Annotated in this window: 19 protein-coding genes and 1 riboswitch; of the genes, 14 read left to right on the forward strand and 5 right to left on the reverse strand. The window is 56.9% G+C overall.

Features of this window, described 5'->3' with window-relative positions:
- Window positions 1-30: 30 nt before the first annotated feature.
- A complete protein-coding gene (lysC, locus tag OMR58_RS02060) occupies window positions 31-1,383 on the reverse strand; it encodes a lysine-sensitive aspartokinase 3 (RefSeq protein WP_264545165.1) in 1,353 nt (450 codons plus the stop codon).
- A gap of 92 nt (window positions 1,384-1,475) precedes the next feature.
- Window positions 1,476-1,668, reverse strand: a riboswitch (Lysine riboswitch).
- 391 nt (window positions 1,669-2,059) lie between these two features.
- Between lysC and pgi the strand changes: the two genes are divergently transcribed.
- From pgi to psiE, 6 genes are all read left to right on the forward strand, one after another.
- Window positions 2,060-3,703, forward strand: coding sequence for a glucose-6-phosphate isomerase (pgi, locus tag OMR58_RS02065; protein ID WP_200561667.1), 1,644 nt, complete (start codon window positions 2,060-2,062; stop codon window positions 3,701-3,703).
- Between the two features lie 551 nt (window positions 3,704-4,254).
- A complete protein-coding gene (yjbE, locus tag OMR58_RS02070) occupies window positions 4,255-4,527 on the forward strand; it encodes an exopolysaccharide production protein YjbE (protein ID WP_264545166.1) in 273 nt (90 codons plus the stop codon).
- A 75-nt stretch (window positions 4,528-4,602) separates the two neighbouring features.
- Window positions 4,603-5,250 (forward strand): YjbF family lipoprotein, encoded by a 648-nt coding sequence (locus OMR58_RS02075; protein WP_264545167.1) that lies wholly within the window; start codon window positions 4,603-4,605, stop codon window positions 5,248-5,250.
- On the forward strand, window positions 5,247-6,002 hold the full coding sequence (locus OMR58_RS02080; RefSeq protein ID WP_264545168.1) for a capsule biosynthesis GfcC family protein: 756 nt from the start codon (window positions 5,247-5,249) through the stop codon (window positions 6,000-6,002). The genes OMR58_RS02075 and OMR58_RS02080 overlap by 4 nt, the downstream gene beginning before the upstream one ends.
- Window positions 6,002-8,095, forward strand: a complete 2,094-nt coding sequence (locus OMR58_RS02085; RefSeq protein ID WP_264545169.1) for a YjbH domain-containing protein — start codon at window positions 6,002-6,004, stop codon at window positions 8,093-8,095. The genes OMR58_RS02080 and OMR58_RS02085 overlap by 1 nt, the downstream gene beginning before the upstream one ends.
- A 166-nt stretch (window positions 8,096-8,261) precedes the next feature.
- Window positions 8,262-8,678 carry a phosphate-starvation-inducible protein PsiE gene (gene psiE / locus OMR58_RS02090; RefSeq protein ID WP_264545170.1) on the forward strand — a complete coding sequence of 139 codons (417 nt, stop codon included), beginning with the start codon at window positions 8,262-8,264 and terminating at the stop codon, window positions 8,676-8,678.
- 78 nt (window positions 8,679-8,756) lie between these two features.
- Here the strand turns inward: psiE and malG are convergent, their stop codons facing one another.
- The 3 genes from malG to malE are packed head-to-tail and all read right to left on the reverse strand — an operon-like array spanning window position 8,757 to window position 12,440.
- On the reverse strand, window positions 8,757-9,647 hold the full coding sequence (gene malG / locus OMR58_RS02095) for a maltose ABC transporter permease MalG (RefSeq protein WP_105592312.1): 891 nt from the start codon (window positions 9,645-9,647) through the stop codon (window positions 8,757-8,759).
- A gap of 8 nt (window positions 9,648-9,655) precedes the next feature.
- Window positions 9,656-11,188 (reverse strand): maltose ABC transporter permease MalF, encoded by a 1,533-nt coding sequence (malF, locus tag OMR58_RS02100; RefSeq protein ID WP_264545171.1) that lies wholly within the window; start codon window positions 11,186-11,188, stop codon window positions 9,656-9,658.
- A gap of 55 nt (window positions 11,189-11,243) precedes the next feature.
- Window positions 11,244-12,440 (reverse strand): maltose/maltodextrin ABC transporter substrate-binding protein MalE, encoded by a 1,197-nt coding sequence (malE, locus tag OMR58_RS02105; protein ID WP_105592310.1) that lies wholly within the window; start codon window positions 12,438-12,440, stop codon window positions 11,244-11,246.
- Between the two features lie 331 nt (window positions 12,441-12,771).
- Here malE and malK point away from each other — a divergent pair, with 331 nt between their 5' ends.
- The 5 genes from malK (at window position 12,772) to ubiA (ending at window position 17,791) form a co-directional block, all read left to right on the forward strand.
- Window positions 12,772-13,902, forward strand: a complete 1,131-nt coding sequence (gene malK / locus OMR58_RS02110) for a maltose/maltodextrin ABC transporter ATP-binding protein MalK (RefSeq protein ID WP_105592309.1) — start codon at window positions 12,772-12,774, stop codon at window positions 13,900-13,902.
- 16 nt (window positions 13,903-13,918) lie between these two features.
- Complete coding sequence (locus tag OMR58_RS02115; protein WP_105592308.1) at window positions 13,919-15,202, forward strand: maltoporin; 1,284 nt, start codon at window positions 13,919-13,921, stop codon at window positions 15,200-15,202.
- Window positions 15,203-15,303: 101 nt separating this feature from the next.
- Complete coding sequence (gene malM / locus OMR58_RS02120) at window positions 15,304-16,227, forward strand: maltose operon protein MalM (protein ID WP_200543028.1); 924 nt, start codon at window positions 15,304-15,306, stop codon at window positions 16,225-16,227.
- Between the two features lie 168 nt (window positions 16,228-16,395).
- A complete protein-coding gene (gene ubiC / locus OMR58_RS02125) occupies window positions 16,396-16,923 on the forward strand; it encodes a chorismate lyase (RefSeq protein WP_264545172.1) in 528 nt (175 codons plus the stop codon).
- 19 nt (window positions 16,924-16,942) lie between these two features.
- On the forward strand, window positions 16,943-17,791 hold the full coding sequence (ubiA, locus tag OMR58_RS02130; RefSeq protein WP_444861292.1) for a 4-hydroxybenzoate octaprenyltransferase: 849 nt from the start codon (window positions 16,943-16,945) through the stop codon (window positions 17,789-17,791).
- Between the two features lie 141 nt (window positions 17,792-17,932).
- Here the strand turns inward: ubiA and plsB are convergent, their stop codons facing one another.
- On the reverse strand, window positions 17,933-20,356 hold the full coding sequence (plsB, locus tag OMR58_RS02135) for a glycerol-3-phosphate 1-O-acyltransferase PlsB (RefSeq protein ID WP_264545416.1): 2,424 nt from the start codon (window positions 20,354-20,356) through the stop codon (window positions 17,933-17,935).
- A gap of 128 nt (window positions 20,357-20,484) precedes the next feature.
- On the opposite strand from plsB, the gene OMR58_RS02140 reads away from it, so the two are divergent.
- From OMR58_RS02140 to dinF, 3 genes are all read left to right on the forward strand, one after another.
- The gene (locus OMR58_RS02140; RefSeq protein ID WP_264545174.1) at window positions 20,485-20,853 is read left to right on the forward strand and encodes a diacylglycerol kinase; all 369 of its coding nucleotides are present in this window, start codon (window positions 20,485-20,487) and stop codon (window positions 20,851-20,853) included.
- 107 nt (window positions 20,854-20,960) lie between these two features.
- Window positions 20,961-21,569: a transcriptional repressor LexA gene (gene lexA, locus OMR58_RS02145; RefSeq protein WP_264545175.1), complete on the forward strand. Its 609-nt coding sequence runs from the start codon at window positions 20,961-20,963 to the stop codon at window positions 21,567-21,569.
- A gap of 80 nt (window positions 21,570-21,649) precedes the next feature.
- Window positions 21,650-22,978, forward strand: coding sequence for an MATE family efflux transporter DinF (gene dinF / locus OMR58_RS02150; RefSeq protein WP_264545176.1), 1,329 nt, complete (start codon window positions 21,650-21,652; stop codon window positions 22,976-22,978).
- Window positions 22,979-23,010: the final 32 nt, after the last annotated feature.

A 23,010-nucleotide genomic window follows, 5' to 3' on the forward strand; every position in this document is an offset into this window, starting at 1 on the left:
CGGGCCAGCTGCGACTGGCCCGATGAGAGGTTACTCGAACAGATTGCGGTGCAGCGCCTGCACCACTTGTTCAGCGTCCTGGCCCGGCACCAGGAAGCACAGGTTATAGCTGCTGGCGCCGTAGCAGATCAGGCGCAGGCTAAACGGTTCCAGCACGCTGAAGACGTCTTTACCGACGCCGCAGGCTTTGGACAGCTCGTTACCGATAATGGCCACCAGAGCCAGATTCTCTTCCACTTCCACGCGGCACAGTGAGGAAAGCTCGGTCAGCAGCGCCTGCGTCAGCAGGCTGTCGCCGGTGGAGGTCGAACCGGTGGTGTCCAGCGTCAGCGCCACGCTCACTTCTGAGGTGGTGATCAGATCAACGGAGATATTGTGACGCGCCAGAATGTTAAACACCTCGGCGAGGAAACCGCGTGCGTGCAGCATATTCAGGCTGGTCAGGGTCAGCAGAGTCTGTTTGCGGCGCAGCGCCAGCGCGCGGAACAGCGGTGGATTTTCGGTTTTATTGCTCACCATGGTTCCGCCCGCGGACGGATCTTTGCTGGAGCCAACAAATACCGGAATATCACTGCGTACCGCAGGCAGCAGCGTGGCCGGATGCAGGATTTTCGCACCGAAGGTGGCCATCTCTGAGGCTTCTTCGAAGGTAATCACATCAATGCGTTTCGCTGCGGGCACCACACGCGGATCGGTGGTGTAGATACCCGGAACGTCGGTCCAGATATCCACGCGGCCAGCGTGCAGCGCTTCGCCCAGCAGCGCAGCGGTATAGTCGCTGCCGCCGCGGCCCAGGGTGGTGGTCCGGCCTTTTTCTTCGCTACCGATAAAGCCCTGGGTGACGATCAGCGCTTCAGCAATACGCGGTTTAAGCTGTGCAGCGGCCAGCTCGGCAAGCGTGGCCACTTCCGGTTCGGCGCGGCCAAAGCGGTCGGTGGTACGCATCACTTTACGTACATCAAACCATTGCGCGGTAACGTCGCGCTCGCGCAGGATTTCCACGAACAGCAGGGTGGACATCAGCTCGCCGTGGCTGACCAGCTCATCGGTCAGAGCGGCAGAGGTCGCCAGCGCGGCACCTTCGGCCAGCGTGGCAATATTGTCCAGCATGCGGTCGATCTCTTCACGGATCACCTGGCTCTGCTTCAGTTCATCCAGAATGGCGTACTGAATACGACGAATATCGTCCAACAGCGCGGCGCGCTGCTCCAGCGGCTGGCCTTCAGCCAGAGCAACTAAAAGATTGGTTACGCCCGCAGAGGCGGAAAGGACCACCAGACGAACGTCAGGATTGGATAACACCACATCGGCGCTGCGGTTCATAGCGGCAAAGTCGGCAACGCTGGTGCCGCCAAATTTTGCCACAATTAAATTCTGGGACATGACTATGACTACCTCGTGACAGGTTTTAACTTTCAGCCTTGGCACAAGGAAAGAGCAGAAACGGGTCAGACGTAGAAAGGGACAACTACGAGTCACCCAGAAGCGCTCCACCTTGTGGCACGTTCGACTGCGAACGTTACAGGTGACAACTCAGAGGATTCAGCCCCTGCAGTCGATACGCCCCACTCCGCGTGGTTAATACCTCGGCGTCGCTCCCCCTGATGTGTAATCAATGGATACGGGTCCTCACACACACTGCCTGGGCGACGCGCCTCTTCTGGCTTGCGCGCACATGCACGCGTTTTCAGGCGTGTAGAAATATCGGGTTATGGCGCTGGTGTCAACGCCGGGAGGCTGATGATTATTCATTTTCCTTATTACCCCAGTCGTATCAATCTTACTAATCATCCGTGGCTAAAAAAACGCCGCCTGTTGGCACCATCGATGTTTATAAGCACGGTACGGGCTGTAAATTTTTTTCTTTCATCGTCATACTGAAATGCTTAGTGTGAATCATCCTCACCGACAGAATGCGAAATAGCGCCCGGGCAAACCGCAGTTTTTCCGCTGTTGATAGCCGAAACCTGTTACAGGAAAAGGGGGAGTCGATCCCCGCAAACAGGTACGATGTTGTCCGGTCTGATTTACGATTCTTAAATAAAAAGAGTGTGTTGCTATGAAAAATATCAATCCGACACAAACCGCTGCCTGGCAGGCACTGCAGCAGCATTTTGAACAAATGAAAGACGTTCAGATTGCTGACCTTTTCGCCAGGGACAACAACCGGTTTGCCGCGTTTTCCGCTACCTTTGACGACCAGATGCTGGTCGACTTCTCCAAGAACCGCATTACCGCTGAAACGCTCAGCAAGCTGCAGGCGCTGGCAAAAGAAACCGAACTGCAGGACGCGATCAAATCGATGTTCTCCGGTGAGAAAATCAACCGCACCGAAGATCGCGCCGTACTGCACGTTGCCCTGCGTAACCGCAGCAACACCCCGATCGTGGTAGATGGCAAAGATGTGATGCCGGAAGTGAACGCGGTGCTGGCGAAGATGAAAAGCTTCTCCGAACGCATTATTAGCGGCGAGTGGAAAGGCTTCACCGGTAAAGCGATCACCGACGTGGTGAATATCGGCATCGGCGGTTCTGACCTGGGGCCATTTATGGCGACCGAAGCGCTGCGTCCGTATAAAAATCATCTGACCATGCACTTCGTTTCCAACGTGGACGGCACGCATATCGCCGAAACGCTTAAAGGCCTGAGCCCGGAAACCACCCTGTTCCTCGTGGCGTCTAAAACCTTCACTACTCAGGAAACCATGACCAACGCCCATAGCGCGCGCGACTGGTTCCTGACCTCCGGTGAGCAGGGCGACGTGGCGAAGCACTTCGCGGCGCTGTCTACCAACGGTAAAGCGGTGGCGGAGTTCGGTATTGATACCGACAACATGTTTGAGTTCTGGGACTGGGTTGGCGGACGCTACTCACTGTGGTCGGCGATCGGCCTGTCGATCGTGCTGTCCATCGGCTTCGATAACTTTGAGAAGCTGCTGAGCGGCGCGCACGCTATGGACCGCCACTTCGCCGATACGCCAGTGGAGAAAAACCTGCCGGTGCTGCTGGCGCTGATTGGTATCTGGTATAACAACTTCTTCGGCGCTGAAACCGAAGCGATTCTGCCGTACGACCAGTATATGCACCGTTTTGCTGCCTACTTCCAGCAGGGCAATATGGAGTCCAACGGTAAGTACGTTGACCGCAGCGGTAACCCGGTTTCCTACCAGACCGGCCCAATCATCTGGGGCGAACCGGGCACCAACGGCCAGCACGCGTTCTACCAGCTGATCCACCAGGGCACCAAGATTGTTCCATGTGACTTTATCGCTCCGGCGATCTCGCATAACAAACTGGGCGATCATCACAGCAAGCTGCTGTCTAACTTCTTTGCACAGACCGAAGCGCTGGCGTTTGGTAAGTCGCGTGATGTGGTGGAGAAAGAGTTCGCCGATGCCGGTAAAGCCGCCAGCGCCGTTGAGCATGTGGTTCCGTTCAAAGTGTTTGAAGGTAACCGCCCAACCAACTCCATCCTGCTGCGCGAAATCACCCCGTACAGCCTGGGTGCGCTAATTGCCCTGTATGAGCACAAGATCTTTACTCAGGGCGCTATCCTGAACATCTTCAGCTTCGATCAGTGGGGCGTGGAGCTGGGTAAACAGCTGGCGAACCGTATTCTGCCAGAGCTGGAAGATGGTAAAGACGTCAACAGCCACGACAGTTCGACTAATGGCCTGATTAACCGCTATAAATCCTGGCGTTAATCTTTCGCCCTGCGAGCTGAAACCCCCGATTATCCGGGGGTTTTTTTATTGCTTATCGCCAGCCTGCTCTGCGCCGGCATTGTTGCCATATCCACCCGGGACGCCGACAACCTCGACTTTTGCCTCTCATCTACCCTGAGGTTTTTCCTGAAAACACTGAAAGTTCATCTTTGGTGGGTGAGATTAATCCTAAAAAAATCGAGCGAAAATCTATTATTTCACTGAATTACATAAGAAAAAAATGACAATAACGTTATGATTTCAAACATTTTTGTTTCTCTTTGTCGTGTTTGAAAATACGATATTACACTATGCGCGTGTTTTAACGGCATAATGCTGATTTTTACTACAAACCAGAATTATATTCTGTGATATTCGCTTGATGGCGTGTCGCATAATTGAAAATATCTTTTTAAATGTAATCCAAGTGTAAAAAACTATTTTTTCAATACCTGGAAGGGGCGCTGATTTCTGGGAGTTATTTCCCCATAATGAAGATGCCAGGAACCATCCAGGCCCTGGTGTCCATTCATTAGTGAAGGGAAAGTGTAATGAAAAAAGTCTTATGTGCTACTGCAGCCATACTGTACTTAGCAACCGCTTCAGCTGCTTTCGCCGCTCCTGGCGATGTCGCAGGATCTTCTGCTTCTACTGACGGCGCTGCCGCTGGTACTGAAGCAGCAGCACTGTCTGCGGGCGCGTCTACTGCCATCGGTATCGGTGCGGTAGCGGCGTTTGCAGGCGTTGCGCTGGCTGCGTCAGGCGGCGGCGATGGTTCCAACACTGGAACCACGACCACCACGACCACCAGCACCACTCGCTAAGTACCACCATTAATCATAACCACACGAAAGTGTGGTTATTTTCACATTGCTTTCTTTAGCTCAGGGATCCCACTGGTGCGAAACCTACCATTGCTGCTGCTTTGCCTGTTGCTTCAGGCCTGTACACAAACTCAAAAGGGATTGGGTGAAACCTTCAAGCTGGCTTTTCTCGGCGAAGACGACATCCAGTTAACCAATCAACAGATCGCCAATATCCCCTACGCCAGTATGTATCTGCGCCTTAACGGCGGTCAGCAGATCTTCGTTGTGATGGGCTTTAACGAGAATGGCCAGCAGAAATGGATCACCCAGGACCACGCAACGGTGGTGACGGAAAATGGTCGTCTGGTGAAAACCCTGGGTCTGGCGGATAACCTCAATGAGGTGACCAATCTGCAACAGGATCCGCTGCGCGATGCGCTGCGCCTGACGGACGGCACCAGCTGGACACGTGTGCTCAGCTGGACGGAAAAAGGCCAGCTGCGTACCGGTACTGCGGTCTCCCACTTCACTCGTCTGAAAGATGAAGTCCTGCAGCTGGGCGGCCGTCAGGTTGCCTGCCGCGTCTGGCAGGAAGAGGTCGAGCTGACGGAGAGTGGTAAAACCTGGCGCAATACCTTCTGGGTGGATACCTCCAGCGGACAGGTCCGCCAGGCCGTGCAAATGTTGGGAGCGGACTACTTCCCTGTGGCAACCACTATTCTGAAGCCTGCGAAATCATGAAAAAAATCACAACTCTTCTCGCAGGGATAGTGGCATCGCTGTCGCTGCAGGCACTGGCGGACAGCCAGGTCACGGTGTTTTACCCGGGGCAGTCGCAAACTGCCGTCGTCAGCCACGTGGAAAATCTGGCGCAGCTGGTATCCAGTCCGGCGCTACAGGGAAAAACCTGGTGGCCCGGTACGGTAATCGGTGAAAAGCTGGCCACGGCGGTCGCACTGCGTCAGCAGCAGGAGGTGGTCGCTCGCTTACAGGCATGGCGCGATAACCTGCGCAGCGATAACGATCTGGCAGAAGCCGCGGTGGTTGAAAATGTCCGCCAGCAGATTGCCTCGCTGAAGGTGACCGGTCGCCAGTTGGTGAACCTCGATCCTGACTGGGTACGCACCCGGCCACAGGCCAATCGTCGCCTGGCGGGAGAGTACAGCGTTTATACCGTCGCCAAACCCACCTCGGTCAGACTGGCCGGTGCCGTTGATGGCGCGGGCACTACGCCGTGGGTTGCCGGACGTCCGGTGGCGGATTACCTCGAATCGCGCGCCCATCAGAGCGGCGCAGAGCGCAATGTGGCGCTGGTTATCTCACCTTCGGGCGAGGTGACTGAGGTTCCCGTTGCCTACTGGAATCGCCGCCACGTCGAGCTGGCGGCGGGCAGCACTATCTTTATTGGTTTCTCATCCTGGGCGCTGCCGAGCGACCTTGCCGACCTTAACCAGCAGATCGTTTCTGTTTTGACGCACCGGATCCCTGACTGATGAAAAAACGTTATCTTCTCAGCCTGCTTTCATTTTCCGTCGCCTGTGCCTGCCAGGTTCAGGCGGCTTCCTATCCCGAACCGGTTGGGCCTTCACAGTCCGACTTCGGCGGCATTGGCCTGCTGCAGGTGCCGACGGCGCGTATGGCTAAAGAGGGCGAGTTCAGCCTGAACTATCGCTATAACGACCAGTACCGCTTTTACTCCACCTCGCTGCAGCTGTTCCCGTGGCTGGAAACGACCATCCGCTATACCGACGTGCGTACCCGTAAATACAGCTCGTACGAAGACTTCAGCGGCAATCAGACCTATAAAGATAAAGCCTTCGATCTGAAGCTGCGCCTGTGGGAAGAGGGCTTCTGGCTGCCGGAAGTGTCTGTCGGGAAACGCGATATTGGCGGTACCGGCCTGTTTGACAGCGAATACGTGGTGGGCACCAAGGCCTGGGGGCCGTTTGATTTCACGCTCGGCGTTGGCTGGGGCTACCTCGGCAACAGCGGCAACGTCACCAACCCGTTCTGTAAAGCCAGTGAAAAATACTGTTACCGTTCCGACGGCAATCGTACGCCGGGCGCGTTAAGCCTGGGCGATTCCTTTAAAGGCCCGATGGCGGTGTTCGGCGGCATTGAATACCAGACGCCGTGGCAGCCTCTGCGCCTGAAAATGGAGTATGAAGGTAACGACTATCAGGGCGACTTTGCCGGCAAGCTGGAGCAGAGAAGCAAGGTTAACGTCGGCGCCATCTACCGGATTACCGACTGGGCGGACGTTAACGTCAGCTACGAGCGCGGCAATACCTTTATGGCCGGCTTCACTCTACGTACCAACTTTAACGAGCTGACTCAGCCGCACCTTGATACGCCGAAGAAAGCTTACGATCCGCAGCCGCAGGGCCGCTTCCTCGACTCGACGGTAACCGCCAGCCAGCTGACCGACCTGAAGTACAACGCCGGCTTTGAAGCACCGCATATTCAGCTGAAGGGCGATACGCTGTACGCCAGCGGTGAGCAGACCAAATACCGTGATAACCAGGAGGCGGTTGAACGCGCTAACGTCATTTTGGCCAATCATCTGCCGGAAGGCGTGAAGACCATTGAGCTGACCGAACAGCGCTATCATATGCCGCAGGTGACCACCAAAACCGACGTCGCCAGCCTGCAGCGTCAGCTGGAAGGCTACCCGCTGGGCCGTGAAGAGACGCTGCAGCAGCAGCGAATCAACCCGGTTGCGCCGGAGCGCACCGAGCAGGGCTACTTTATCGACGGTCGTCGCTTTGACTACAGCCTGTCACCGGTGCTTAACCAGTCGTTTGGTGGACCGGAAAGCTTCTATATGTATCAGATCGGGGTCTCTGCCGGCGCCAATCTGTGGGTCACCGACCACCTGCTGCTCGACGGCAGCCTGTTCTTTAACGTGGCGAATAACTACGACAGATTCAACTATACGAAGTCTGGTGGAAATTCACCTCTGCCTCGCGTACGTACCCAGATTCGTCAGTACGTTGAAAACGACGTTTACGTGAACAACCTGCAGGCTAACTACATGCACTACCTGGGCGGTGATTTCTACGGCCAGGTGTACGGTGGTTATCTGGAAACTATGTTCGGCGGTGCCGGTGGTGAGCTGCTGTATCGTCCTCTGGACTCCAACTGGGCGGTGGGCGTGGATGCCAACTACGTTAAGCAGCGTGACTGGGACAATATGATGAAGTTTACCGACTACAGTGCGAAAGTCGGCAACCTCACCGTTTACTGGCAGCCAACGTTTATGGATCAAGTGCTGGTGAAAGCCAGCGTTGGCCAGTACCTCGCCGAGGATAAAGGCGTGACGCTGGATGTTTCCAAACAGTTCGACAGCGGCGTCAGAGCGGGCGTCTACGCCACCAAGACCAACGTATCGTCAGAAGACTACGGCGAGGGTGACTTCACCAAGGGCTTCTATATCTCGGTGCCGATGGATCTGTTCAGCATCCGTCCAACCCGCAGCCGCGCGAATATCAACTGGACACCGTTGACGCGTGACGGCGGCCAGCAGCTGGGACGTAAGTACGAGCTGTACGATATGACCACCGATCGCGATCGCAACTTCCACTAGTTGCACACGCAGTCGCTAAAGGGCCGGTAATCGGCCCTTTTTCTTTTTCAGGAATAAACGCTGTTACAGAATCAAGATCCTGGTATCTTGTGATCTGAGTCACGCTAAAGCATATTGTTAAAAAGTCGGGCAGCCCGACAGATAACAATCATTTAGAGGTGTGAACATGACTCCCCCCGTAAAAAATACTCCGGCCACCCGCCTGGCCTTTGCCCTGCAGATGGTGCTGAACACCGGTCTGATTGCGCTGGCCGTTATCCTGGTGATCTTTCTCGGTAAGGAGACGATTCACCTGGCGAACGTCCTGCTGAACACCGGGGAGCAGACGTCTTCGTATCTGCTGATTGAAGGCATTGTGATCTATTTTCTCTATTTCGAATTTATCGCGCTGATCGTGAAGTACTTCCAGTCGGGCTACCATTTTCCGCTGCGCTACTTTGTCTATATCGGTATTACTGCGATTATCCGCCTGATCATCGTTGACCATAAAAACCCGTTTGATACCCTGGCCTACTGCCTGGCGATCCTGATTCTGGTGATTACCCTGTGGCTGGCGAACAGCAATCGCCTGAAGCGCGAATAAAAAAACAGGCGGCCGTTTGGCCGCCTGAAACACAGGATATAACGAAGCAAGAACAGCAGCAGTGGCAAATAAATCGGACTAGCCCTTCACGCCCCCGGCGGTCAAACCGTTAACCAGCCAGCGCTGGGCGATGATAAATACCAGAGTAATCGGCAGCGCCGACAGCACGGCGGCCGCAGCAAAATCACCCCATAAATAGTTCTGCGGATTGAGATACTGCTGCATTCCCACCGCCAGCGTGTAGCTGTTTACGTCGCGCAGCAGCAGCGATGCCACCGGCACCTCGGTGACTGCGGCGATAAACGACAGAATAAACACCACCGCCAGAATCGGCACCGACAGCGGCAGCAGGATCAGGCGGAACGCCTGCCACGGCGTGGCACCGTCCAGCGCCGCCGCCTCTTCCAGCGAACCGTCAATGGTTTCGAAATAGCCCTTAATCGTCCACACGTGCAGCGCAATGCCGCCGAGATAGGCGAAGATCAGTCCCGCGTGGGTATTCAGCCCGATAAACGGCAGATACTGCCCCAGCCTGTCGAACAGCGCATAGAGCGCCACCAGCGACAGCACCGCCGGGAACATCTGGAAAATCAGCATTCCCTTCAGCAGGCTGGACTTGCCGCGAAAGCGCATGCGGGCAAAGGCATAGGCGCAGGTGGTGGAGAGGGCGACGATGCCCACCGCACTGATGGCCGCTACCTTAATTGAGTTCCACAGCCACAGCAGCACAGGAAACGGCGGCGGCGTTACGCTGCCGTTTTCATGTACCACCGGGATGCCGAGCGCCAGCTTCCAGTGGTCCCAGGAAATATGCTCCGGCAGCAGCGAGCCAATGGCGTAGTTGCCCGGGCGCAGCGAGATGGCCAGCACCATCAGCAGCGGATACATAATGATGGCCACAAAGCTCAGCAGCAGCAGATGGCTGAGCAGCAGGCGCAGCTTCTGTGATTTAGGTTGTACGATAGCCATGTTTTACCTCAGTCGACTTTGATGCGGGTGGCTTTCAGATTCAGCACGGCCAGTCCGCCTACCAGCAGGAAAATCAGCGTGGCAATCGCCGCCGCCAGGCCGAAGTCCTGCCCGCCGCCGCCCTCGAAGGCGATGCGCCAGGTATAGCTGACCAGCAGGTCGGTATAGCCCGCTGGCGTGGTGGTGCCAAGACGGTCCGGCCCGCCGTTGGTCAGCAGCTGGATCAGCACGAAGTTATTAAAGTTAAAGGCAAAGCTGGCGATCATCAGCGGCGCCAGCGGCTTCAGCAGCAGCGGCAGCGTGATGCGGAAGAAATTCTGCACCGTGGTGGCACCATCGAGCGCCGATGCCTCGTAAAGATCGTCCGGTATCGCCTTCAGCAGCCCCATACAGAGGATCATCATGTACGGATAACCAAGCCAGGTATTGACCACCACCAGCATGCTGCGTGCCAGCGTCGGGTCGCTGAACCAGGCCGGCTTCAGGCCAAACAGGGCGTTAAGCATGATATTGATTTCGCCGAAGCTTTGGTTAAACAGCCCCTTGAAAATCAGGATAGAGATAAAGGCCGGCACCGCGTAGGGCAGGATCAGCAGCAGGCGATAAACCGCGCGCCCCTTCAATGCCTCCCACTGCATCAGACAGGCCAGCACCATCCCGACAGCGGTGGTCAGGATCACCGTCAGCAGTGCGAATACCACCGTCCAGATAAAGATGCCGATAAACGGCTTCTGGATGCCATCGTCGGTCATCACCCGCAGGAAGTTTTTCCAGCCGATGCTTACCGTATAGCCCGGACTGAGACGTTCGCCGCTCCACTGCTGGTTAGCATCCTTCGCCTGATAGAAACCAACCTCATCGTTCGGCCAGTAAACCGTGCCGGTTTGCTGATTGGTCAGGCTGCCGTCCGCCGCCAGCTTATACAGCGGCTGTGTACCGGAGAACTGACGCAGCGAGCTCATACGTACGCTGCTGCCGTCGGGCAGCGTGGCGGTAATTAGCCCCAGCGCCTGGCGGTTTTGCGTCACCACGCGCAGCATGGCGCGCTCGCCCTGCGGGACTTCAGCGCTCTCTTTCAGCGCCAGGGTTTGTGGATTTTTATCGTCAAAACTGAACGGTTCGGAGAGATAGCCGGGCTTGCCGTCGGCGGTCAGCTGCAGGATCCACTGGCTGCCCTGCGGCCACAGATTGAAGTTATAGCGTTCTCCCGCCTGATACTGGCGGTCCAGTAGCACCGTCTGCGCCCGTTCAAAGGTCAGCTGATTGGTACTACTGTAGTTGGTAAAGGAGATGGCGATGGTCGCCGCCAGCGGGAAGAGGACAAACAGCGCCATCCCTGCCAGCCCCGGATAGACATAACGCCAGGCCGTGGCCCGACGCTGAGCAAAAATCACCAGCCCAACGCTGAGTACAATCAGCGTCAGCGCGGCGAACAACACTTCACCCTGCGCATACATCAGCACCACGAGGTAGCCGGTAAACAGCGCAAACAGGGTAACGATCAGCCACTTCAGGCCATGCTTACCGGCAACGTTCGCCATAGAAATTCCTTACAGCAGCGGCGGGCGCTTCCGCCCGCCTGGCAGACAACGGGGATTATTTAGTGATACGTGCCTGGGCGTCTTTCAGCGCGGCATCGACCGTCTGACGGCCGTTGATCGCATTCAGCACCGCGGTGCGTTCCGCATACCAGAAGGCGCTCATCTGCGGCACGTTTGGCATCACTTCACCCTTCTGCGAGTTCTCCATAGTGGCGGCGATCTTCGGATCTTTTGCCAGCTTCTCCTGCATCGACTTCAGCGCCACCGCGCCCAGCGGTTTATCGGCATTGACCTTCGCCAGGCCGTCATCGGTCAGCAGGTAGTTTTCCAGGAACTCTTTCGCCAGCTCTTTATTCGGGCTGGCGGCGTTAATGCCCGCGCTCAGCACGCCAACGAACGGTTTCGACGGCTGGCCTTTAAAGGTCGGCAGCAGGGTAACGCCGTAGTTGATCTTCGCGCTGTCGATATTGCCCCATGCCCACGGACCGTTAATGGTCATCGCGGTTTCGCCCTTGTTGAAAGCGGCTTCGGCAATGGCAAAATCGGTATCGGCATTCAGATGTTTGTTCTTAATCAGATCGACGAGGAACTGCAAACCTTCCTGCGAGCCTTTGTTTGCCACGCCAACATCCTTCAGGTCATAGCTGCCGTCGGGGAGTTTCTTAAAGGCGTAACCGCCATTGGCGGCGGTGAGCGGCCAGGTGAAGTACGGCTCCTGGAGGTTAAACATGATGGCGCTTTTGCCTTTGGCCTTCAGCTTTTTATCCAGCGCCGGGATCTCTTCCCAGGTTTTTGGCGGCTCGGGCAGCAGGTCCTTGTTATAAATCAGCGACAGCGCTTCAGCGGCAATCGGATAACCAATCAGTTTGCCGTTATAGCGTACGGCGTCCCAGGTGAAGGGATAGAGCTTGTCCTGGAAGGCTTTATCCGGGGACACTTCGGCCAGCAGACCGGACTGGGCATAGCCGCCGAAGCGATCGTGCGCCCAGAAGATAATATCCGGACCGTCACCGGTGGCCGCCACCTGCGGGTATTTCTCTTCCAGTTTGTCCGGGTGCTCCACCGACACTTTAATGCCGGTATCCTGTTCAAATTTCTTACCGACTTCCGCCAGGCCGTTATAACCTTTGTCGCCGTTGATCCAGATAACCAGCTTGCCTTCTTCTATTTTTGCCTGCGCCAGCGCAGGGAGCAACAGGCTGGAAAGGGTACACAGCAGCAGTGTTTTACTCGCTAATCTGAACTTCGCCATTATTCGTTCCTCTAAGGGTATGAAGCCGGGATGTGGTTGCAGTCTGCTGTTAAGCAAGGAGAACTGCGTCATCCCCGGCTCTACTCCCCCCAATCACTTTCTGTGATCGAATTAACAAAAAATCCATTTCTGCGTTACCGGCCACAAAAAACAGCCGTTATTTTTGCCAGTGCCGTCACGAAATTCGCCCGCCGACTCGATGGTTGATGTCGGGTGCGTTTTTCTCATCCTCCTTTCTCCTCCCCCATAAAAAATCCAGCGGTGGAGGAGTTAGCTTTCCGCGCGCTGCCGCACACTCCGGCCATCAACAGTCAGTGGACGGGAGAAGCGGATGGCCAGCGTGGTGCTGAATAATGTCACCAAAGCATGGGGTGACGTGGTGGTATCAGATGCGATTGACCTGACGATTGCCGAAGGGGAGTTCGTGGTGTTCGTGGGGCCGTCGGGCTGCGGTAAATCAACGCTGCTACGCATGATTGCCGGGCTGGAAGAGATCACCTCGGGCGAGCTGCTGATCGGCGATCGCCGGATGAATGATGTGCCTCCCGCCGGTCGCGGTGTTGGCATGGTGTTCCAGTCCTACGCCCTCTATCCCCATCTTACCGTGGCGGAAAATATGTCCTTCGGCCTCAAGCTGGCCGGGGTGGCGAAAGCCGAAATCCAGCAGCGGGTGAATAAAGTCGCCGAAGTGCTGCAGCTGGCTCACCTGCTGGACCGGCAGCCGAAGGCGCTCTCCGGCGGTCAGCGGCAGCGCGTGGCGATTGGTCGTACGCTGGTCGCCGAGCCGCAGGTATTTCTGCTCGATGAACCGCTATCGAACCTGGACGCCGCACTGCGTGTGCAGATGCGCATCGAGATCTCCCGCCTGCACAAGCGCCTGCAGCGCACGATGATTTACGTTACCCACGATCAGGTCGAGGCGATGACCCTTGCCGACAAAATCGTGGTGCTGGAAGGGGGACGCATTGCTCAGGTCGGTAAACCGCTGGAGCTTTATCACTATCCCGCCAATCGCTTCGTCGCCGGTTTTATCGGCTCGCCAAAGATGAATTTCCTGCCGGTCAAAGTGACCGCTACCGCTATCGATCAGGTCCAGGTTGAGCTGCCGAATCGCCAGCAGATCTGGCTGCCGGTAGACAGCGCTGGCGTCCTGCCCGGCAGCAATATGTCGCTCGGCATTCGCCCCGAGCATCTGCTGCCCAGCGAGGTGGCCGACGTCAGTCTTTCCGGCGTGGTGCAGGTTGTCGAACAGCTTGGCCACGAGACTCAGATCCATATCCAGATCCCCGCTCTGCGTCAGAACCTGGTGTACCGCCAGAATGACGTGGTGCTGGTAGAAGAAGGTGCCCATTACGCCATCGGCCTGCCGCCGCAGCGCTGCCATCTGTTCCGTGAAGATGGAAGCGCCTGCCGTCGGCTGCATCAGGAACCGGGTGTAGAAGCACTCCAGCTAAAGCAGTGATAACAGGAGCACAATAATGATTAAGCTGAAATATCCTCTGGCAGTGGCCATTGCGATGGCCATCTCCGGCCAGGCGGCAGCGGTTGATTTTAAAGGCTATGCGCGTTCGGGTATCGGCTGGACCGGTAGCGGCGGCGAGCAGCAGTGTTTTCAGGCTACCGGTGCCAACAGCAAATACCGTCTGGGTAACGAATGTGAAACCTATGCGGAACTGAAACTGGGCCAGGAACTGTGGAAAGAGGGCGACAAGAGCTTCTACTTCGATACCAACCTGGCGTATGCCGTTTCTCAGCGTTCAGATTTCGAAAGCGTCGACCCGGGCTTTCGTGAGGTGAACATTCAGGGTAAAAACCTGATCGACTGGCTGCCAGGTTCTACCCTGTGGGCCGGTAAGCGCTTCTACCAGCGTCATGACGTACATATGATCGACTTCTACTACTGGGACATTTCCGGTCCGGGTGCAGGTGTGGAAAACATCGATCTGGGCGCGGGTAAACTGTCCATGGCGGTGACCCGCAACGGTGAAGCGGGCGGCTCCTACGGCTTTATCGATAACCAGCAGAAGCAAGTTCCAACCGTTAACGACACCTTCGACGTGCGCGTGGCCGAGCTGAACGTGAACCCGGGCGGCGTGCTGGAGCTGGGCGTTGACTACGGTCGTGCCAACGTGCAGGACGGCTATTCGCTGGCGGACGGGGCCACTAAAGATGGCTGGATGTTGACCGGTGAGCACACTCAGACTATCTACAACGGCTACAACAAGTTTGTCGTGCAGTACGCCACCGATGCGCTGACTTCGCAGCGTAACGGTCGCTCAGAAGGTTCGAGCATCGATAACAACGGCCATATGATTCGCGTAATCGACCACGGTGCGCTGGACTTTAACGACAAGTGGGGCCTGATGTACGTCGCCATGTTCCAGGACCTGGATCGCGACAATAAAAACGGCACCACCTGGTACACCGCCGGCGTGCGCCCGATGTACAAATGGACGCCGATCATGAGCACCCTGCTGGAAGTGGGCTACGACAACGTCAAGTCGCAGGAAACCGGCGAGCGCAACAGCCAGTATAAAGTGACCCTGGCCCAGCAGTGGCAGGCCGGTGACAGCATCTGGTCGCGCCCGGCGATCCGCGTGTTTGCTACCTACGCCAAGTGGGATGAGAAGTGGGGTTACGCCACGTCTGACGATACCGGCTACACCTCCGGCACCGCCTACAGCGATACCAGTGCCAAAACCTTCAGCCGCGGCAACGACGATGAAGTCAGCTTCGGTGTGCAGATGGAAGCCTGGTGGTAACAGCCAGTCGCGGGCGGACCCGCTCAGGTCCGCCCGATCCTCTTTACCCCCGACACTGCATTGCCTGGCAGGATCGGGGTGGCCCGTTTAAGGAACATAAAATGAAAAAAAATCTGCTGTCACTGTGCCTGATCGCGGGGCTGACTTCCGCATCGATACTGCCCGCTACGGCGGCAACCTTTACGTCGCCACAGAACGTCGCGGTGGCTCCGGCCATTCCGGCCTCCGCGCTGCAGCGGCTCTCCTGGCTGCCCGTTACGCCACCGGCCAGTAACGACATTGCGCTAAATGCCTCGTCCCAGAGCCTGAACCAGGGGGAAATTACCGGTCCGGTTGCGGCCGTGACCCTGCCAGCCGATCGCGGCTCGCTGGAAATTACTCTCACCAGCGTGGTGAAAGATCGCCGCGTCTATGTGCCGAACGTGCTGGTGCTGGACGAACAAATGCGCCCGGCCGCCTTCTATCCCGGCAGCTACTTCCCGTATCAGAAACCCGGCGTGGTTTCGCAGGACAGACTGGAAGGGACGCTGAAACTGACCCCTGCACTGGGGCAAAAACAAATTTACCTGCTGGTGTACACCACCCGGCAGGATCTGACGACTACCACCCAGCTGACCAATCCGGCGAAGGCCTATGCCGAAGGCGTGGGTAACGCCGTGCCGTCCATTCCCGATCCGATCGCCAGCCACGTCACTGACGGCCAGATTACGCTGAAGGTGAAAGCGGAGCAGGGTAGCGGTAACGTGATGATCGGCCAGGTATTCAACCAGCCACAGCCGCAACCGGTGGTGGTTGGCAGTACGGCAGCTCCGGCAGCGGTCGCTGCTGCGCCTGCACCAGCGGCCCCGGCGGCAAAAGCGGAGCCGATGCTCAGCGACACCGAAACCTACTTCAACCAGGGCATTCGCCAGGCGGCGAAGGCGGGGGATATCGACAAAGCGCTGCGTCTGATGAACGAGGCCGAACGTCTGGGCTCCACTTCGGCGCGGCAAACCTTTATCAGCAGTGTGAAAGGCAAGGGATAACATCCCCATATTGCTGGGCTGGCTCCATGACTGGTGCGCCGTGCGGCGCACCTTTTTTCCTTCCTTCTGTGCTACCTATAAATTTCTGCGTAATTGCCCCGCTTTGATAGGTTTGGCTCCGGTGTCTGCGTTACACTCTGCTTCTGAATTTTTTTGCGGAGAAATGCGATGGCTGAGAACGCGCTGCCGCTGTTGCGCGCTATCGACTGGCTGCCCGAATCATCGCCCCTGTTAACCGCTTCCCTGCTCGACTGGCTGATGGAAGAAGACTCGATGACCCGGCGTTTTGAACGTCACTGTCAGCAGGTGACAGTTAATCTGCTGCGCGAAGGATTTATCACCGCGCAGGAGGCTGGAAGCGATGCCGAACTGCTGCCCGCTGACCGCCGTTTCTGGCTGCGGGAAATCGAACTGTGCGGCGATGGCATTCCCTGGCTGGTGGCACGTACGCTGGTGCCGGAATCGACCCTGATTGGCCCGGAACAGAAGCTGCAGCAGCTGGGTACGGTGCCGCTCGGGCGCTATTTATTTACCAGCTCGACGTTAACCCGTGATTTTATTGATGTTGGCCGCAGCGGAAACCTGTGGGGAAGGCGTTCGCGCCTGCGCCTGTCGGATAAACCGTTGCTGCTGACGGAACTGTTTTTACCGGCATCTCCCCTGTATGCCAGGCCGAACGTTAAGGAGAATCAGTAGCGTGGAGACCAGTCTACAAATGAGTAAGCTTTCTGCCTATATCCGTCTGATGCGGATTGATAATCCTATCGGCTGGCTGCTGCTGCTGTGGCCGACGCTGTGGGCGCTGTGGCTGGCGGGGATGAAGGTGCCGCCGCTTAACGTGCTGATTGTCTTCGTGTTGGGCGTATTTTTCATGCGTGCGGCGGGCTGCGTGGTCAATGATTTTGCCGACCGCAAAATCGACGGACATGTAAAACGCACACGAGGACGTCCGCTGCCGAGCGGCGCGGTTACCAGCAATGAGGCAAAGGTGTTGTTTGTCTGCCTGCTGCTGGTTTCCTTCCTGCTGGTACTGACCATGAACAGCATGACCATCTGGCTGTCGCTGGGCGGGCTGCTGCTGGCGTGGATGTATCCGTTTATGAAGCGTTACACCCACCTGCCGCAGGTGGTGCTGGGCGCGGCGTTCGGCTGGGCTATTCCGATGGGCTGGGCGGCGGTGAACGAAACCCTGCCGTTAACCTGCTGGCTGCTGTTCCTGGCCAATATCTGCTGGACGGTGGCGTACGACACGCAGTATGCGATGGTTGACCGCGACGACGACCTGAAGATCGGCGTGAAGTCGACGGCGATCCTGTTTGGGCGTCATGACAAGCTGATTATCGGACTGCTGCAGTTGGCAACCCTCGCCCTGCTGGCGCTGACCGGTTGGTTGAGTGGTTTAGGCGGCATTTTCTACTGGGGACTGTTACTGGCAGCCGTACTGTTTGTACACCAGCAGAAGCTGATTGCCGACCGTCAGCGTGAGAAGTGCTTCCAGGCGTTTCTTAACAACAACTATGTTGGGCTGGTGCTGTTTGTCGGGATTGCACTGAGCATCTGGTAGCTGGTGTAGCGGTAATCATTCCGCGTCGCTATGTGGCGGGTACAGGTGAGTAGTAAGCCGCGCACACGAGTCTTTCAGATAATAGAAAAGGGGCGAACCTTGCGGTTTGCCCCTTTTTTCGTGTCAAACCCGTCTGTGATATCAGTCGTGGGCGACCGCACTCTCAATCGTCATGCGAACATCCTGCGTCACCAGATCTGCCAGCAGCTGATAAACCTTCTGGGTCTGCTCAACCTGCGCATCACCGGAGTCACTGATGTAGCCTTCATCGCGCAGCGTCAGCACCAGTGAGGTAAACACGGCTTTATCAAAGAACTCAGGTGCATTGATACCGTGCAGCACCGACAGGCGCTGAGCCATGGTGCGGCTCTCTTTCTCCAGCGTACCGCGGTTAATCGCCGGGTTAGCGCTAAGAATAGAGAAGGTAATCGCATAGCGCTGCAGGGTTTCACGCACGCCAGCGGCCAGCACCTGTAGCGTACGGAAGCGGCCCGGGGTCAGACGCAGGCTGTTCTCTTCGGCCAGCAGCAGGCCCTGACGCGCCATTTCGGCGACCAGCGCATCCAGTACCGCAGGCAGTTCGCTGATTTCCCAGCGCAGGAACAGTTCGCTCTTCAGCATCGGATAAATAACGCTAACCTGGCGCTGCAGCTCCTCACGGCTCAGTTCGCGATGCTGCATCAGAATGGCGGCGATCAGCGACGGCATCACCAGCATGTGGTGAATGTTGTTGCGATAGTAGGTCATCAGAACCGCCTGCTCGCGCGGCAGAATGACGATCTCACCGATACTGTCCTGCTCCAGCTCAAACTTGTTCATGCCAAGCGCATGTTCCAGCAGGGCTTCAGCGCTGACGTCCGGCACCGTAGAGTCGCTGGAGTAGGGCACATTGCGCAGCAGCTGTAGATAACAATCCAGCTGCTCGGTGAGCTGCTCGCGGGTCATCGAACGCTGGCGTGATGCCAGCAGTGCCGTAACGCACAGGTTGATGGCATTGGCCGCACCGGCGTTGTTGATACGCACCATCACTTTCTGGGCAATATCGTTGACCGCCGGAGTCAGCCACGCCGGGCGCTGGGCTTCAATCGGATCGATAGAATCGCGCCATTCCGGCACGCGCTGGTTGAGGTACGTGACCAGCGGCAGAGGTTCACCAAAGTTGACGTAGCCCTGGCCGAGGTTGCGCAGCTTACGCAGGCCGCGAACCATCGACATAAAGCCTTCTTTCTCTTTGGTCGCACCGCGCAGCTCTTTCGCGTAGGTCCCTACTTCCATCACGTGTTCATAGCCGATGTAGATGGGGACCAGCGTGATTGGGCGGTTCCCGCCGCGCAGCATGGCCTGAATGGTCATCGACAGCGTGCCGGTTTTCGGATCGAGCAGACGTCCGGTGCGCGAACGGCCACCTTCCACAAAGTACTCAACCGAATAGCCGCGGGTAAACAGCTCACCCAGATATTCACGGAATACCGTTGAGTAAAGTTTGTTGCCTTTAAAGGTACGGCGAATAAAGAACGCACCCAGGCGGCGGAAGATCGGGCCGGCAGGCCAGAAGTTCAGGTTGATACCGGCGGCAATATGCGGCGGCACCAGCCCCTGGTGGTAAAGTACGTAGGAGAGCAGCAGGTAGTCCATATGGCTGCGGTGGCAGGGCACATAGACGATCTCATGCCCGTCCTGCGCCAGCTGGCGCACGCGCTCGCCGCCGCTGACGTTCAGGCCCTGATACAGCTTGCTCCAGGTCCAGCCCATCACGCGATCGGTCAGGCGGATTGCTTCATAGGAGAAGTTAGCCGCGATCTCTTCCATCAGCTCAACGGCGTTCTGCTGGGCCTTTTCATGGGAAATTTTCTTGCTGCGCGCTTCATCTTCCACTGCTTTGGCAATTGCCTTGGACTGCAGAAGCTTGTTGAACAGATCCTGGCGCACCGGCAGGCGCGGGCCTACGGCTGCCAGCCGCTGGCGGGCGAAGTGCATACGCGCCACGCGTGCCAGCTTCTGTGCGATAGTTTTATCGGTACCGTGCTCGGTCGCCATGCGGCGCAGCGAGACGATAGGCGAGAAACGCACAAAGCTATCGCGACCCAGCCAGATCACCGCAAAGAACTTCTGAATGCCGTTCAGCACCCGCAGATGCGGCTGTTCGACACCCTGTACTTCGCGCCCCGGCGCACGGCCAAACATCACCGATACCGGCACCATCTGTACATCCAGATCGGGATGATTACGGTGCAGGTCCAGATAGTCATGGAACAGCTTGACCGACTCAAGGTTCGGTACGAAATAGGGGAACACGCGCGGACCGTCATGGATAAACACATAGCGGGGCAGCACGGTGCCGTCGATCTCCAGCGGATGCAAAGGATCGGGGAGATCCTGTTTGCGGCACTGTTCGCGCAGGGCAAGGAGATCGGCCTTTGAATCATAAGGCAGCACATACATAATAGGGCGAGAAGTATCAAGCCCAAGCTCGGCAACCGGTTCGGCCGGGATTGCCTTACTTTTTACCAGGAATTTCACTGGCAGATTCAACAGTTTGTAATATAAATTACGCCAACCTGACATAGACAACATGAAGCCTCTTGTTAGCAAAGCGCCGCAAGCATACCAGAAAGCGCTAACAGAATCTGTGGTGTTGCAAAATGTGCTACACCCTCTCATTGACGTTAAACTTCCCAAAGGGTTCCCTGATTATGGCAAATAACGCCACCGGACTGACTCGAATTGTAAAAGCAGCGGGTTATTCCTGGAAAGGTATACGTGCTGCCTGGCAGCATGAAGCGGCATTCCGGCAGGAAGCGATTGCTGCCATCGTCGCCATCCTGATCGCCTGCTGGCTGGATGTGGATGCCGTGACCCGCGTGTTGCTGATTGGCTCCGTAGTGATGGTGATTATTGTTGAAATCCTTAATAGTGCGATTGAAGCGGTGGTTGACCGTATCGGCAGTGAAATTCATCCGCTGGCCGGGCGTGCCAAAGATATGGGATCTGCCGCCGTATTATTAAGCATAATATTGGCAATTTTTGTGTGGGCAATGCTATTGATTGCACATTTGCGATAGGTTTTCCGAAATTCAACAAACTGCTGTTTTTTAGCCAGCTTTGGGTTTCCAACGCGCAAATACCTGTATATACTCACAGTCGACTGTATAAACAACCAGGGGGCGGGATGAAAGCACTAACGGCAAGGCAGCAGCAGGTTTACGACCTGATTCGCGACCACATTAACCAGACCGGTATGCCACCGACGCGGGCAGAAATTGCCTCGCAGCTCGGCTTCCGTTCCCCTAATGCTGCAGAAGAACACCTGAAAGCGCTGGCCAGAAAAGGCGTGATTGAGATCGTTTCCGGCGCATCGCGCGGTATTCGTCTGATGATGGAAGAGGCCGATGGCCTGCCGCTGATCGGCCGCGTTGCCGCTGGCGAACCCCTGCTGGCCGAGCAGCATATCGAAGGCCACTACTCGGTAGACCCCGAACTGTTTAAACCCAATGCGGACTTCCTGCTGCGCGTCAGCGGCATGTCGATGAAGGACATCGGCATTATGGATGGCGATCTGCTGGCGGTGCATAAAACGGAAGACGTGCGTAACGGACAGGTTGTTGTGGCGCGTATTGATGACGAAGTGACCGTTAAGCGTCTGAAGAAGCAGGGTAACATCGTTCACCTGCTGCCGGAAAACAGCGAGTTTCAGCCGATTGTTGTCGACCTGCGTCAGCAGACGCTGACCATAGAAGGCCTGGCCGTCGGTGTTATCCGCAACGGCAACTGGCTGTAATCCCCCACCGAATATGACGCGTCGCCCTCTGCGGCGCGTTTTGCGATCTCTCATCACTCCCTGCTTCCGGTTGAAACACGATGCGACTGCTGACGGCTGCCGATAAAAATCTCTGGCGGCTGGCGCTGCCGATGATCCTCTCCAATATTACCGTGCCGCTGCTAGGTCTGGTGGATACCGCGGTTATTGGACATCTTGATAGCCCGACCTACCTCGGCGGCGTGGCGATTGGTACGACTATCACCAGCTTCCTGTTTATGCTGCTGCTGTTCTTACGCATGAGCACCACCGGGCTGACCGCACAGGCGTTTGGCGCAAACGACAAACCCGCTCTGGCCCGTGCGTTAATGCAGCCGCTGCTGCTGGCGCTGATGGCCGGTATCACCTTTATTGTGCTGAAAGCGCCGCTGACCCATCTGGCGCTGGGGCTGACCGGCGGCAGTAAGGACGTGCTGCACCAGGCCGATTTGTTTATGCAGATCCGCTGGCTCAGCGCGCCCGCCACGCTGGCAAACCTGGTATTACTCGGCTGGCTGCTGGGCGTACAGTATGCCCGTGCGCCGGTGATCCTGCTGGTGGTGGGCAACCTGGTGAACATCCTGCTGGATCTGTGGTTTGTTATTGGCCTGAAGTGGGGCGTTCAGGGCGCTGCGGCGGCTACCGCTATTGCGGAATACGTCAGCCTGCTGGTCGGGCTGCTGCTGGTGTGGCGGGTGATGGTGATGCGTGGCCTGTCGCTGCGTCTGCTGCTGAGTGCATGGCGCGGTAATCTGGCCCGCCTGCTGAGGCTGAACCGCGACATTATGCTGCGTTCTCTGCTGTTGCAGGTGTGCTTTGCCTCACTGACGATTTTCGGCGCGCGGCTCGGCAGCGATATTGTTGCCGTCAATGCGGTGCTGCTGATGTTTCTGACCTTCACCGCCTACGCGCTTGACGGCTTCGCCTATGCGGTCGAAGCCTGTTCGGGAGAAGCCTTTGGTGCGGGAAACAGCCAGCAGCTGCTCAGCGTCTGGCATGCGGCCTGCCGCCAGTCCGGCGTTGTTGCGCTGGCGTTCTCGTTGATTTATGCCTTCGGCGGCGAGCATATTGTGGCGCTACTGACCTCTCTGGAGCCTCTTCGGGAGCTGGCCGATCGCTATTTATGGTGGCAGGTGGTGATGCCGCTGGCTGGCGTAGGCTGCTATCTACTGGACGGCATGTTTATCGGTGCCACCCGCGCCAGCGAAATGCGTAACAGCATGGTGGTGGCCGCAGCAGGCTTTGGGCTGACGCTGTTTACCGTTCCGCTGCTGGGCAATCACGGTCTGTGGCTGGCGGTGACGGTATTCCTGCTGCTGCGCGGTATCAGCCTGTGGTTTATCTGGCAGCGACACTGGCGAAACGGTACCTGGTTTGCCCTGTCGCGCTGACAGACATATTTGCTTACTTCTCCCTGAATAAC

It is taken from the genome of Erwinia sp. INIA01 (assembly GCF_025947915.1).
In the GTDB taxonomy this organism is placed as follows: domain Bacteria; phylum Pseudomonadota; class Gammaproteobacteria; order Enterobacterales; family Enterobacteriaceae; genus Erwinia; species Erwinia coffeiphila.

Coding starts and splice junctions, on each gene's coding strand:
- lysC (WP_264545165.1), bottom strand. CDS start 1,383: ATGTCCCAGAATTTAATTGTGGCAAAATTTGGCGGCACCAGCGTTGCC.
- pgi (WP_200561667.1), top strand. CDS start 2,060: ATGAAAAATATCAATCCGACACAAACCGCTGCCTGGCAGGCACTGCAG.
- yjbE (WP_264545166.1), top strand. CDS start 4,255: ATGAAAAAAGTCTTATGTGCTACTGCAGCCATACTGTACTTAGCAACC.
- OMR58_RS02080 (WP_264545168.1), top strand. CDS start 5,247: ATGAAAAAAATCACAACTCTTCTCGCAGGGATAGTGGCATCGCTGTCG.
- OMR58_RS02085 (WP_264545169.1), top strand. CDS start 6,002: ATGAAAAAACGTTATCTTCTCAGCCTGCTTTCATTTTCCGTCGCCTGT.
- psiE (WP_264545170.1), top strand. CDS start 8,262: ATGACTCCCCCCGTAAAAAATACTCCGGCCACCCGCCTGGCCTTTGCC.
- malG (WP_105592312.1), bottom strand. CDS start 9,647: ATGGCTATCGTACAACCTAAATCACAGAAGCTGCGCCTGCTGCTCAGC.
- malF (WP_264545171.1), bottom strand. CDS start 11,188: ATGGCGAACGTTGCCGGTAAGCATGGCCTGAAGTGGCTGATCGTTACC.
- malE (WP_105592310.1), bottom strand. CDS start 12,440: ATGGCGAAGTTCAGATTAGCGAGTAAAACACTGCTGCTGTGTACCCTT.
- malK (WP_105592309.1), top strand. CDS start 12,772: ATGGCCAGCGTGGTGCTGAATAATGTCACCAAAGCATGGGGTGACGTG.
- OMR58_RS02115 (WP_105592308.1), top strand. CDS start 13,919: ATGATTAAGCTGAAATATCCTCTGGCAGTGGCCATTGCGATGGCCATC.
- malM (WP_200543028.1), top strand. CDS start 15,304: ATGAAAAAAAATCTGCTGTCACTGTGCCTGATCGCGGGGCTGACTTCC.
- ubiC (WP_264545172.1), top strand. CDS start 16,396: ATGGCTGAGAACGCGCTGCCGCTGTTGCGCGCTATCGACTGGCTGCCC.
- ubiA (WP_444861292.1), top strand. CDS start 16,943: ATGAGTAAGCTTTCTGCCTATATCCGTCTGATGCGGATTGATAATCCT.
- plsB (WP_264545416.1), bottom strand. CDS start 20,356: ATGTCAGGTTGGCGTAATTTATATTACAAACTGTTGAATCTGCCAGTG.
- OMR58_RS02140 (WP_264545174.1), top strand. CDS start 20,485: ATGGCAAATAACGCCACCGGACTGACTCGAATTGTAAAAGCAGCGGGT.
- lexA (WP_264545175.1), top strand. CDS start 20,961: ATGAAAGCACTAACGGCAAGGCAGCAGCAGGTTTACGACCTGATTCGC.
- dinF (WP_264545176.1), top strand. CDS start 21,650: ATGCGACTGCTGACGGCTGCCGATAAAAATCTCTGGCGGCTGGCGCTG.